This is a genomic window from Peribacillus loiseleuriae (assembly GCF_001183985.1).
In the GTDB taxonomy this organism is placed as follows: Bacteria; Bacillota; Bacilli; order Bacillales; family DSM-1321; genus Peribacillus; species Peribacillus loiseleuriae.
In genome coordinates this window covers 2633595-2646949 of the sequence record NZ_LFZW01000001.1, presented here as the reverse complement: position 1 = coordinate 2646949, position 13355 = coordinate 2633595, and the positions used below count along the sequence as shown (strand labels likewise).

Sequence of the window (13355 nt, the reverse complement as noted above, 5' to 3'; positions counted from 1 at the left end):
GATTTCAATAGAGGATTGATAAAAAACAAATATTTTAATTCTCATCTTGATACATAGTTAAAATTTCTTCAGCTTGTTTACGTAATCCAACTATTAATTCCTTTGGTTCTAAAATTCGTGCATGACTTCCAAATCTCAAAAATAATGATGTTATAAAACTAAGCTCACCTTTATCAATGATTGTATCTATATATCCAGTTCCATCTTCTTGTGTAACTACCAAACCATCAAAATAAGGAACACTTTTACATTGACGGACACCTTCCGTTGTTAAGCGTATATGCAGTCGAATCGGGTTTTTTACTTCATGAGAGTTGAACCATTCTTTTAAATTCATGAATTCATCTTCACTTTTTTCAGTGGATAAGATTGAAAGAATGCGATCTACACGATACATTAATATTTTTTTCTTATGATAATCGTAAGCAGGCAAATACCATAATCCATCATGAGCATATACACCGATAGGGCGAATGTGTTTTTTTCTCATACCTGATTTAGATTCATATTGAATGTGTAAATTTCTATTCTCAATAGAATGCTCTAAAACATCTTTTAAAAATGGGGCATCAATGGTTCTTTTAGGATTCCAAAAAGCAATATAAGAATGAATTTTATCCACTTTTATTTTAGCTTCACTCTGAAGTGAACTATATAATTTATGTGCAACCGAGGTAATTTCAGCATCAAAAGGCAAGCTACGATAGTAATTTAGAGATTGAAAAGCAAAGAAGATTGAAACAGCTTCTTCTTCTGTAAATAGAATAGGGGGAAGAAGTCTACTTGTTAATACGGTATATCCCCCATTCCGTCCTTGTTCAGCGTAAATTGGCAATCCCATATCACATAAATCTAATATATATCTATGTACAGTACGAATGGATATATGGAATTCATCTGCTATTTCTTGTGCTGTAAACTTTTTTTTAGCAGTAACAAACATAAGAATATCTAATAGACGTTTGGCTTTTGACATTTTTCTCACCTTTTTTTATTTAATCATGCCATTACTTGTCATGTTTTACAGATAGTATAGTTTATACCTTATGATTTTATCAACAAGGGAAATTCTATAAGATAAAAGGGGATAAAAGTATGGCCATTAACGAAAGACCAAGAAGAATAATTTTAGATTTAGCAGTTACTTTAGATGGATTTATTGAAGGGTCCAAAGGGGAAGTTGACTGGTGCGTTATGGACCCTGATATGGGATTCATTGATTTTTTAAATCATATTGATACGATACTATATGGAAGAAATAGCTATGATTTATGGGGGCAATATATTCCCAATAATGAAGATTCTGATACCGAAAAAGAACTGTGGAATATAGTTCATAGTAAAGAAAAATATGTGTTTTCGAGAACGCAACAAGCGACTGATAAAAAAGCAAATTTCATAAATGATAATATTCTTGAAGAAGTAAATAAATTGAAGATCAAACCTGGTAGAGACATCTGGTTATATGGTGGGTCAAGCCTTATTACAACTTTTATAAATTTAGGGCTGGTTGATGAATTTAGGTTATCTGTTCACCCTGTTATTTTAGGGGAAGGAAAACCTTTGTTTATTGACATAAAGGAGAGATTGAATCTAAGCCTGGTTGATACAAAAAGATTTTCCTCTGGCGTTGTTCAACTTTGCTATCATTTTAGTGAAGAGTGATTGATAAGCATCATGATATGCTTAATCCAAGGTGAAAATAAATTTCTTCTTCAACTAATGGAGTTTGTGGAATAAGGATCATTGAAAGGATCAACCTTTTTTATAAAAAATTCATATTTAAATAAAAAGAGTAACTCCATTTTGATCAAACTTTTTTCAAAATGGAGTTTTTATATTTGCTGTTAAATAAGTATTCAAGGGAATTTTTTAATCAATCTTTATTTTAAAGCTACAGTTTGAACTAAAGTCACGATGTTTATAAAAAAGATGAGATATTTTTAATAAAGTCGCGACGATTTAAAAAAAGTTGCGAAGCTTTACCCCTTTGGATTTTTTATCTAGAGGGGTGTTTCGTTGTAAACTAAATTTATAGAAATAATTGAATGATATATGGAAGTTTGTGAACAAATGTACTTAAACTAAAGAAGCAGTTTAGTTGAATAAGAGAAGGGGAGTTTTTATGTCGCATTTGACACAAACTGTGTAGTGATGAGTTTTCACTTTAAAAATAGTCCCTTCTTAATTAGCTATTAAGAAGAGACTATGGCTTATTAAACTTATTCGTATTTATTCAATGTGATGATCTAAAATTAATCCGTTATGGTTTAATTTCCCTTTGATAAAAGTCGTATAATTGGTTAATAGATGAACTGGACAAGATATGACTAGCTTGTTCAATTTTCTCACGTTCCCAATCGAACCAACGCATTTCCTTCAACTTTTCGATTTCTTTGTCTGTAAATCGTTTTTTTATCTCTTTAGCAGGGTTGCCTCCTACTATCGTATATGGTGGGACATCTTTCGCAACAACTGATCCAGCCGCAACAATGGCACCTTCACCTATTGTCACACCGGGCATAATCATTGCATTCATACCAATCCAGGCATCATTTTCGATGATTGTATCCCCTTTAGGTTCGTAAGAAGTTTCAATTTGCTCCACAAAAGGATAGACGGTAATCCATTCAGAATGATGATTGTGATTTCCACCCATTAAAATAATTACACCACTTGCAATGCATACGTAATTTCCTATAATCAACTTATCTAAATGCCAACCATAGTCTTCGATGGGGTTAAATAACTTTCTAGATTCTTCATCTCCCCATAAGTATCTAACGCACCCATCTTCAAAATCATGATTATCGTAATAACCAGAGTAGTAGGAGTATTCCCCTACTTCAATCATTGGGTTGGTGACAATATCTTTTAAATACTTAATTTCAGACCAGTGGTTAAATCGATGTTGTTTCATTTTTTTCCCTCGCTCCTAAGTAGTATAAATCATTTTTTACTTAGAAGCTTAATGCCGTAGCAACATTCTTAAACCGTTTCAAACGACGAACCATCGTCCTCATCCTTTTCCTATTTAGTAGGGAGATTGTAACAAATGAATCATCTGTTCGTCAAACCTTACTGCACAAATTTGTAATAGAAGAGAAGGTGCTAGTTCAACTAACGGGGTGCTTGTGCGGCCGAGCCTAGGTCGTATCATATAGCGGGTGGGATTCCCGTCGAGAAAGAACTAGCCATTCACTCGTAGCGAGTCTTGGAGGGCTAATGGTAACATTAGCCTTTAAGCGTAGACAGTTAGGTGGCGGGCCGAAAGCCAAATGGTTGAAGGGATTGAGCTCCATAATGTTAGTAAATCGAGAGGGCTGATGCCTTAAGCACAGCAGAAAGCTACATTTTATCCATCGTTAAAGGCAAGAAGGATAGAACCTCTCTGGAGTCAGAGACCTTGGCACGTCACACATTGATATGATACGGCAACTCGGGAGGCCCTACCGGTCTTTTCTTCTTATAGAAGAGTATGGTGTACAAGCGATAATAAGCAAGGAAGCCAAATGCCGTTGTAGGGAGTCGGATAGCAGCGTAGTACCAATGAAGTTGGGTAATGCCGATGGAGGAAAGGCTGCTACCAAGTTATCACCCTTACTAGGGACACATTTACTACACGCAGAGGTAGGGATAATAAATGGACACAAAACTATTAAGGATAGCAGAATTAGCAAAATCTGAGCGAAAGAGATTAGCTATATTTTGTGAATGGTGACTAGGAGGAGCCGTGTGCGTAAATAGCGCAAGCACGGTTCTGTGAGGGGGGAGGAACACAATCTACCGCAAGGTAGAGAGGTTCCCTTCTACTCGACTAGTTTAATAAGGATTACTGAAATGATCAAACTTTATTTTAAAGCTACACTTGCGATCGGTTAAACAGACAAGCTTAACAGCTGGCACTGGCAGCTTAATAATTTTTAAAAATGGATTCTTGGATTGGGTTAGTCTACAGTTTTTTGAATAGATGCATTATGAAATTGATTCATTTAATCAACTATTGAACCATAATAAAAAGCCCTATCTCTAGGGCTAATGACTTTTAACCTTGCTCGTGTTTTATGACTTTCAATAAGCAGAAAATCATATTTGAACGCTTTGTTTCATGAATGAATGAAAAGTTAAATAATTCACCGAATCTTTCAAACTTCATAGGCCCAAGTTGCACAGGAGGTTCAAGTATATGATCTAAAACCTTTGGAGAAATCTTAGATAATTCTTGAAGCTGTTCATTCAGATATTTTACAAGCTCTTCCTTGGAGGGTGGAATGATCGTCCAATCAGAAGGCTTACTTCCCCCGACGAATAAAGCGTGATAACTCTCTGGAAAATTGCAATCTGGGCTACACCCTTCACACGATTGAAGAGGGAGTCTTCTTTCGGAAAATGATAAAATGTAAATATATAGACCAAAAGTGAGGTGTCACCATGAAAACAATAAAAAAGGGAGAGAAATATTTAATAGAATCGACGGTAAAAAAATTAGATATTGAATTAAGATGGGATGCTCCTGCAATTTATGATATGGATGGTTCGGCTTTTTTAGTAGCTAGTGATGGAAAGGTTAAACAAGATTCGGATATGATTTTTTATAACAACCCGTGCTCTTCTAATCAATCTGTTATTAGATTGATGCCTGTCTCTACCCAACAAGAGCAATATGAAGTGAACTTAGAACGAGTATCTAGTCATATTCAAAAAATTCCATTCGTATTAACGATCCATGAATCCGCTCATACGAAACAAACCTTCCAGAACATTTCTCAACTCCGTTTACAAATACGAAATGGTTATACTCATTTACCACTTCTAACTTTTCGAATGGATGACTTTACAAATGAAACAGCTTTGATTTTATTTGAACTTTATCGTTATAAAAACCAATGGAAAATCAACGCTGTGGGAAGTGGCTACTTTGGGGGGCTAGCGGATATTTGTAAAGAATATGGATTAACCGTAGAAGACCCTTCCGACTTGCAAGAAACAACTCCTGCGTTTTCTTCTGATAGCTTGGATATAGAAAGAATCCTATACGAAAACATGGTCAACCGTCTAACAGCTTTTCAACTAATTATAGAAAATAAAGGCATGGAACAATCAAAACAGGTGATTAATCAAGCTTTTCGAAACATCTGTGAAAAGGATCATTATTTAGAACGTTCTATCAAATCGCAACAATTTCAAATTTCACATTTGAATGGTCATAACACAATTAATCTGACAATGGAATATCGCACGACGAAAGAACAAGAATTAGTGGTAGACCGCAAAATTAAAGAAATTATACAAACAATTCCTATGAATCTATCACCACTTGAAAAAGTAAAAGCAGTTCACGACTTTATTGTTCAATCTGTAGAATATGATCAAACTCTAACTGAGTACACCGCTTATGCAGCATTGATCAAAAGGCGAACAGTTTGTCAGGGATATGCACAGTTAGCTTATCGATTATTAAACGAAGTATCTATAGAATCCATTATTATTCATGGAGAGGCTCAAACTAGGCAAACGGGTAAAAGAGGCCTACATGCTTGGAATATGGTAAAGATTGATGGTGAATGGTATCACATGGATTGTACGTGGGACGATCCAATAGGAAGTAATCAAATCCATTATGATTATTTTTTAATTAGTGATTCAAAAACCAGAGAAACGCACTCATGGAATTATAGTAAATTCCCAGTTGCTTCTAAAAGTATTACGATAAGGAACTAAATAGAAAGATCATGTTTTGAAAAAAGATAAAAACATGATCTTTTTTTATGTATGTAGATAATCTCTTCATAATTTTGATTTTATTTTCAGGAAGGATGTAGAAACGACTTAAAGTATAAAAATGTAAAATATATGGATTAACTTTCGATTTCCCCCCTGGATACCGAAGCGAAGAAAGTCGCCTAAATGTTATGTCGGAATGGGGAGGGATCACGTTTTTATCTTGTTTATTTTTAGAAGGGTGAAAAGATGCTGTTCCGCAGTCGGATTAGAAACGTATATCCACCATAATGGGAAGTTAGCAGCGGTTCCACCATTTCATTTTCAAGTCTTCCGTGCTAATAGGGGTACAGCCAAGCTAGATGAAAAACAGCGAGATTGCATATACGACAGATGTACCTTAAATAAGAATAGACCAGATAGCTACAAAGGGTTTAGGATTCACTTTACATGCTCTGCCATCCAACACCTTTACCTATATGCATTACGATCATAACTATACAGCTACAAAGAGGGATCACAACAACAGATAACATGCCATATTCATTAGCTGAGGTCATAAACGAAATAGACTGGAATATTAAACGTATAGACCTGGCATTCGATTTCAAGACACCACAAGAAAAAAGTATGATCATTAAGCACCACGGAAATGTACAATTTGATTTCCAAGAAAAATGGGACACTGAATACCTTGGAAAACTTAAAAGTAGGTCGCCATCAAAATAGCCATCTACGACCGAAACAATGAAGCTCCACGCTATGCAGGACACCTTCATTCTTAAACATCTAAAAAAATATATCATAATCCCTAACATTGATGATTTGCCAATAAGCAAGCCAGATAAGAAGAAACTATCTAAGATTAAAGACGATTACAATTTTATAAAAACACTACCGCCATCCAAACAAAAGGAGCTAAAAACAATCACAAAGGCTCACAGGTTACCATTGGAGAGCATTTACTTAGCTAACAAAGATAAAATCTATTTAAGTTTAAAGACACAGCTTACAGCGCCTTAGAGCAACCATTAAAGCAAGCACAATAAATAGAAAAAGAGATCGGGAGATTTTTGCCCATCTCTTTTTTATATAGGGTGGCATCAGGAAAAGATTCCGATAAGAGATACTCACTTCTTAATTTTCTTAGATTGCCCCTCCATCCATTTCGCTCTAGCTACCAATCCCCAAAGTCCGCATCCTGTCGCAATAATTGCAAAAATAAGGTAGATCCAACCCATATAAGACTCCTTTCATTCTACAAATTTATCTAATTACTATTAGCATAATTATATCATCAAACCTATTAAAGTGTAAAAAAATATATTTTTTGGTAAATATATGTAAATATTTTTTTATTAATGACCTTGTGAACAATAAACAACCAATAAACACAAAACCTAGTAATAGCAAGGGTCCGAAAGTTGCGAACTCTTTAAAACCGCTAACTAATGCACCTTTTTTTGAAAGAACTAGTATTTTTCTTTGATGTTTTTAATTGAAAGAATACATATAATGGAAGGGTGTGTGGATTTGTGAATTGGTTATTTGGTATAAAGTTATTATGAATCTAAGAGCAGGTGAGTAGTGATGAAAAAATAGGAATAATTTTACATTTATTTATAACTACAATTGCATATGTAATATTTAATGAAGGTGCAATATTCAGTCTTAACCAAGGGACAATCTTCTCAGGAACTATCACTGTAATTTCTTTCATAGCTTATGGACCAATATGTTACTTTATAGCAAGGAATTTTGAATTTGGTAGATGGAAATATGTATTTTATATTCCGTTTATTAATGGAATAATGTATATTTTAGTAATTTACACAACAAATATCCGAAACTATTTTCCTTTAGATGATGATAATTTTGGAGTTGGAATTATGATGTTACCTTCAACATTTTTAATGTGGATTGCTTTTATTGTGTCAATAATTATGGATATCCACATTAGAAAAATGGCATTTCTAAGGGATCCTGCAAGTTTTTAGAAACGTATAAAAATAAAGGAAAGGAGATGGCTTCTATAATGAGAGGGAAAGGAATGTCCAAGTTTGTTGTAAGTATTTCCACAGTTCTAATACTCTTGACAGGATGTTCAGCTAAACCTTCTTTAGAACTTATGGGAGCATCCGTTGAAATTCGAGATGATAGGTTAGGCGGAACTGAAATTATGTCGGGAGAAAGTAAAGGCGAAATCATTCAGCCTGTATCTCTAAGTTACGATTTTGTATTAAAAAATATAGGCAAGAGTACACTTGGAAGTGCAGAAAAAATGAATACAGAGACATATGAGTTTGAAGATGGCATAAAAATTGTTATTAAACCTAACAAAGAATTGCAAGATGTTTCTAAAGAAGTAATGGGTTTTAACATTTTAAATGAAGAAAAAAGAGAACAAGCACATTTAGGGATTGTTAAACAGATTTCCTCAATTCTCGAACCTAACCAGGAAGGTGAATATTCGCTAAATTTCGAATTAGGAGCATTAGAAGATAATCCAGAATTAAAGAAAGCACCTTCGCAAGAACAATTAGATAAGTTAAAAAGAAGTGCATTGGATGCAACATTAGTTATTTTAGTTGAGGATGAAGAAATAGCACGTTTTGACCTTAATAATTTAGAATAAGTAACCTTATATCAAAAGTTCGACAATCGAAGGGGGATTTAGTTTAATAAAGTAAAAGGTATCCATCTCATACGAGGTGGTCTTTTTTTACTTTAATAGTGTTATAACTTATAAGAAATGACACCGTTTTGGGAATGTTGAATTATCAATATTGTCACTTTGACCGATAATTTGCGTTGGTTTTAAGCGTTATTTTGCACATTCAATTTTTAAAAAAATCAGCTATCTCCACATGAGAAGATAGCTGGGTTACTTAATATTTATATCCAATCTTTTATAGGGGTAGCGTCAGGAAAATGCGGATTTACAACGTTAAAGAAATTACAATATTAAAAAGCCCAATTTCTCATTACTTCAGAATAGCGTCTATTAAAAGAATAACATTCGCGCTATGTGTGATCCAATTAAGGTATCCCCCGCTAGGGCGTATTTTCAATGATATACATTAAGGGGTGTTATTGGTTTCATTGAAGTGCATATTGTCTAAACGATCAATCAATTGTCGCAGGCCTGTTTCATCTTTAGCATAATGCCTGACATCCTCCCCAAATAGTTTGTCTGCCTGTTCTCTTGTGAACGTAAAGGTATTAACCATATCATCATTTTGCCCCGAGTTGTCAACAAACGAATAGGTTATAATATCGACGTTATCAATGAGGCTTAATAGTAGAATGGAATTACGAAGGAAAACTTCGTTATTTATTTCCCTTTCCTCCATCCCATGAATAGAGTCATTCATTATATAATTGATCGTTACTCCATAAGGCTGAGCTGTTGTTTGAAGTGCCATCCCATTCCATTCAACACCTGTTGGTTTGGCCATTCCACCAATGAGTCCACCTACCTTACTAGCGCTACCAACATAAAGTGTTTTGTTCTCCATTAGCTTATCTATATTATATCCTGAATATAATGGCTGCGAGGATTCCTGTGGCGATTGCTGCAAAGGCATCGGATTGGACGTACATCCTACAACTAAGGCTACAATAGCGAGTATATAGATTGCAATCATCCTCTTAGAAGGTTGACGGTAAGTAAGAATATTTTTAATTCTTGCCTTCACATTGCTCTCTCCAAAAGCAAGTGGACTACCAGTTAGTAACCCTTTTTTTCTAACGGAAAGCGTAAGCAATGAGGTTGAATAGCTTCCTTTAATCTGATGCCCCATTTTGTTAACAACACTTTCATCGCAGGACATCTCCATATCTTTACTCATAAGTGCGTAAGATAACCACATTAGCGGATTAAACCAATGAATGATAAGGAGCATAAATGCAAAAGGTTTTATCAGATAATCACGTCTTATAATATGAATTTTCTCATGTAGTAAAATGTAAGACAGCTCATGATTACTCATGCCAATTGGGATGTATATTTTCGGATTCAGAAAACCGCAAACAAAGGGTGTGTCAATTTGGTCAGTCTCATAGATATTATCCTTGACAAATGTTGCCGTTCGGACCTTAATTAATATTTTCAAGTAAGACAGAATGCTAAAAAGTAAAAAAATGATTACACCTGTTATCCAAATTATACTTCCGATCCACACGATGATTTGCATGGGGTTTGCGCTCGCCATCGGGGTAGCCACTGGAAGGGATGAATTTATAAAATGGCTTATCTCTTTAATTCCGATATCCACAACTGGATTTTTCTGCATCCCAATTTCTTGGGGTATAAATTCCATGAAACCTGTGCCAGTTTTCTTCTGGAACTTTATAAAACCTAACATACTAAAGCTTGAGGTAAAACTAACAGGGGTGATCAGTCGGATGGCTACGGCTGCCCATAGAATATAGGAGAATATTTTAGGAGCGCGTCTCAAAAGAAATCTCACCATGATAACTGCAAGTGCAACAAAGCTTGCAGTTATGCTCATATTAAGGATTACAAGAAACAGGTTCATGATTTAGTTGCCTCCTCAATAATCCGTTTCAACTCTTCGGCTTCCTCATTAGAAATCCCCTTTCCACCTAGAAAAGCAGTTAAAAACTGCGGTAAGGACCCATTGAAGGATTTTTCAACAACCATCTGACTTTCGTATTTCTGTGCGTCCTCTTTTTTAACAATAGATGTGACCGTTGCTTCCTCGTTTCTAAGGCTTCCCCGTTTACATAACTTTCTTAAAACAGTGTAAGTTGTGGACTTTTTCCAGCCAAGCTCTGCTAGGCATAGCTTTACAAGATCAGTAGAATTAATAGGTTCGTTATCCCAAATCAGGCATGTAAATTTGTATTCGGCATCAAACAATTTATACGGCTCCATTCTGATCGCCCTCCCTATCTGGTTTATCGAGATAGACCTCTTGTTGATTAGTTTATTGTAATAAACCCATCTTGTCAATAATCGGGTTATTGTTTTTGAATACTGTTACAGGGAAATTCAACAACGTATGCATCGGCTACTTCTTGCAAACGATTTTTCCTGTTTTCATACGGTACCATCTGTCTTGAAACCGTAGAGGCAGGCGATCTACGTTTGCGTGATCTTGGTTACTTCGATTTAGGAGACTTACAAGCCATTCATGATAAAGAGGCTTACTATATCTCGCGGTTGAAGCTGAATACACGCATTTATATTAAAAACCCTGAACCAGAATACTTCAAAAATGGCACGTTAAAAAAGCAAATAGAATACATCCAGCTTGATATGACACAAATGATGTCTGGTCTAACCCCTGGTGACACGATGGAAATACCCGAGATAAAACATTGGCAAAAATCAGAAGCTTTCAGCACGTGTCATTATCCATCGTTTAACCGACGATCAAACGCAAATACGCCTGAAAAACCAAGAGATACGTGAAAAGAAGAAAGGCATTGTCATGAAAGATAAAAGCAAATGTTTAATGGGCATGAATGTATATATCACGAACACGTCGCTAGAAGGCATACCGACGAACTACGTACATTCATTGTATTCACTTCGTTGGTAGATTGAAATTTTGTTCAAAACGTGGAAGTCATTCTTTGAAATTGATGAATGTAAACATATAAAAAAAGAACGCCTAGAGTGCCATTTATATGGACAACTCATCGGCATTCTCCTCTGTTCTTCTACCATGTTTCAAATGCGGCAGCTTCTGCTTGAAAAGAAAAAACAGGAGTTGAGTGAATACAAAGCGATTTATATGATTAAAGATTACTTTCCGTTATTGTTTCAAGCGATAGCAGTTGGTGAAGAAGAACTTTTGGACATTCTGCATCGTCTTTATCAGCTGCTCAAAAAGAACGGTCGCAAATGTCATCGGTATAAGAAGACCGTCTTTGATATTCTAGGGGTTATGTACGAAACAACAGTAATACATAGACAAGCTGCCTAGTAAAAAAATTGTATGTTAATAGGCTTCTTTGACATGCCTACTTTTCCATCACTCGCTCGTTTTGAAACAAGAATGATTTCGTATCTAGTCATTTACGTCTTTAGCTTGATGGGCATGTGGAGGTACCCCTAATAGCAATATTATTTTTTGTTTAAACGATAGATTCTATCTTTCTTATTCTTATCGGCAATAAATATGACATTTCCTTGCTGAACCATTTCATCTAACAATGAACATATTTTTGGATATGCTTTTGGTTTATTACTTGAATACCGTTCATTAGACACCTGCCCCGATTCGATCAAGCACTCACATATTTCTAAAGCACTTGAAATTTCTGATTCTATTAATGCTAATATTTCTTTGTATAACGGAGTAGGGGTACTCTCTCTCTTTTCTTTTGCTTGTTCAGCGAAAAGGTCCTCAAAAGATATTTGACCCATAAATCCACATCCTTACCGTTGGCTATTTTATGTCATCTTCAAAATATAGATTCAACTTATTACATTCTGTTAAGTGCATGTTTTCAATCTGTCTTTTTATTTCTACGCTGATCTAATAGTTCAGCAGCTTTACGTTGTTTCTCCTTAGTTGTATTTATGTAAAGAAGGGAGATATCAGATTGAGTATGACCGAGCTGATTCATTATCAGTGGTATATCACCGCCGGTTTGTTCTGCTAAATTTGTAGCATAAGTATGTCTAAGCTTATGAGGGGACATTCTTTTATCAAATGACTTGGTATATTTATATACGATATTCTCAACAGCTCGATTGGTTAGAGGTTCGGTTTCCCCATTGTAAAGTTTCACAAATAAATACTCATTTTCTCCAGTACCAGCTTTATATTTTTCTTTTCTGACCAATAAGTAATGATTTAAAACTTGAAGGGAGGAAGGTGTTACAGATACAGTATCTTTTTTCCACCTTTCCGAATCACCTTTATTTCTTGAGAACTTAAGTCAATGTCTTTGATACGTAAATTATTTAATTCATTTACCCTGATACCAGACCCTAAGAAGAGAGAGTTTAGCAAAATCCCGCTCTTTATCCCGTCTATAATATTTCAGTTGAGCAGAGGAAAGGGAAGCTGCATATTCATTTTGAACATATTCTAAAAAGTCTATATCCGTATCATCAATAAATATTTTATCAGTAATTTTACTTGCGCGTTCGTTAAAAGTCTCTGTAACTTTCTTGATCGGTATCTTTGCCATAACAATTCTTTCAAAATAAGGCTCTCCGGCTTTTACTTCTGATTCAATCGTTAAATACTTAAACAGGGAACGGAGAGAAGACTTATGATGATTAAGAGTTTTGGTATCAATTTGTTTGGTTTCATCCTCTTTTTTAGAAATTTTAACCTTTTTTCGAGCAATGAACTTAAAGTAATTATTTGCATCATCTAGAGAAAGAGTTCCTAAAGCTTCGATGGGTACTTCTTTTGTAGTTTTTGATTCAACAATCGCCTCAGCAATTAACCAGTTAAAGAACTCTTTATAATCCCGTACATAGTTAAATAGGGTAAGAGGGGAGCGAATATCTAATTTATCATCTATATATTTAATTACATAAAAAGGAATCTATCTATTTTTCTACCCTCTGATTATCCAAAAAATCGTATACAGAAAAAAGTATAAATGCAGCCACAAGTATACCTAACCCCAGAAAAACCTGC

At 34.9% G+C, this 13355-nt stretch carries 10 protein-coding genes and 2 pseudogenes; 5 read left to right on the top strand and 7 right to left on the bottom strand.

Annotated elements, in window-relative coordinates:
- Nucleotides 1-34: 34 nt before the first annotated feature.
- On the bottom strand, nucleotides 35-976 hold the full coding sequence (locus AC625_RS12330; protein WP_049681537.1) for a helix-turn-helix transcriptional regulator: 942 nt from the start codon (nucleotides 974-976) through the stop codon (nucleotides 35-37).
- A gap of 119 nt (nucleotides 977-1095) precedes the next feature.
- Between AC625_RS12330 and AC625_RS12325 the strand changes: the two genes are divergently transcribed.
- Nucleotides 1096-1665: a dihydrofolate reductase family protein gene (locus AC625_RS12325; protein WP_049681536.1), complete on the top strand. Its 570-nt coding sequence runs from the start codon at nucleotides 1096-1098 to the stop codon at nucleotides 1663-1665.
- Nucleotides 1666-2263: 598 nt separating this feature from the next.
- Here the strand turns inward: AC625_RS12325 and AC625_RS12320 are convergent.
- Nucleotides 2264-2920, bottom strand: coding sequence for a CatB-related O-acetyltransferase (locus AC625_RS12320; RefSeq protein ID WP_049681535.1), 657 nt, complete (start codon nucleotides 2918-2920; stop codon nucleotides 2264-2266).
- A 1511-nt stretch (nucleotides 2921-4431) separates the two neighbouring features.
- Between AC625_RS12320 and AC625_RS12310 the strand changes: the two genes are divergently transcribed.
- The 3 genes from AC625_RS12310 to AC625_RS12290 all read left to right on the top strand — a co-directional run bounded on the left by AC625_RS12310 (nucleotide 4432) and on the right by AC625_RS12290 (nucleotide 8356).
- The gene (locus tag AC625_RS12310; RefSeq protein WP_049681534.1) at nucleotides 4432-5721 is read left to right on the top strand and encodes a TerD family protein; all 1290 of its coding nucleotides are present in this window, start codon (nucleotides 4432-4434) and stop codon (nucleotides 5719-5721) included.
- Between the two features lie 1580 nt (nucleotides 5722-7301).
- Nucleotides 7302-7718: a hypothetical protein gene (locus AC625_RS12295; RefSeq protein WP_049681531.1), complete on the top strand. Its 417-nt coding sequence runs from the start codon at nucleotides 7302-7304 to the stop codon at nucleotides 7716-7718.
- 38 nt (nucleotides 7719-7756) lie between these two features.
- A complete protein-coding gene (locus AC625_RS12290; RefSeq protein ID WP_049681530.1) occupies nucleotides 7757-8356 on the top strand; it encodes a hypothetical protein in 600 nt (199 codons plus the stop codon).
- Between the two features lie 445 nt (nucleotides 8357-8801).
- Here the strand turns inward: AC625_RS12290 and AC625_RS12285 are convergent, their stop codons facing one another.
- Nucleotides 8802-10262: a M56 family metallopeptidase gene (locus tag AC625_RS12285; RefSeq protein ID WP_180320097.1), complete on the bottom strand. Its 1461-nt coding sequence runs from the start codon at nucleotides 10260-10262 to the stop codon at nucleotides 8802-8804.
- Nucleotides 10259-10621: a BlaI/MecI/CopY family transcriptional regulator gene (locus AC625_RS12280; protein WP_049681528.1), complete on the bottom strand. Its 363-nt coding sequence runs from the start codon at nucleotides 10619-10621 to the stop codon at nucleotides 10259-10261. Before AC625_RS12280 ends, AC625_RS12285 begins: the two co-directional genes overlap by 4 nt.
- A gap of 165 nt (nucleotides 10622-10786) precedes the next feature.
- Between AC625_RS12280 and AC625_RS12275 the strand changes: the two are divergent.
- Nucleotides 10787-11678, top strand: a pseudogene (locus AC625_RS12275) (IS4 family transposase); the annotation flags it as partial.
- A gap of 140 nt (nucleotides 11679-11818) precedes the next feature.
- Here the strand turns inward: AC625_RS12275 and AC625_RS12270 are convergent.
- From AC625_RS12270 to AC625_RS27805, 3 genes and pseudogenes are all read right to left on the bottom strand, one after another.
- Nucleotides 11819-12121: a DUF3895 domain-containing protein gene (locus AC625_RS12270; protein WP_049681527.1), complete on the bottom strand. Its 303-nt coding sequence runs from the start codon at nucleotides 12119-12121 to the stop codon at nucleotides 11819-11821.
- Nucleotides 12122-12204: 83 nt separating this feature from the next.
- Nucleotides 12205-12713, bottom strand: a pseudogene (locus AC625_RS27810) (tyrosine-type recombinase/integrase).
- A complete protein-coding gene (locus AC625_RS27805) occupies nucleotides 12670-12894 on the bottom strand; it encodes a hypothetical protein (RefSeq protein ID WP_245644997.1) in 225 nt (74 codons plus the stop codon). Before AC625_RS27805 ends, AC625_RS27810 begins: the two are co-directional and overlap by 44 nt.
- Nucleotides 12895-13355 lie beyond the last annotated feature (461 nt).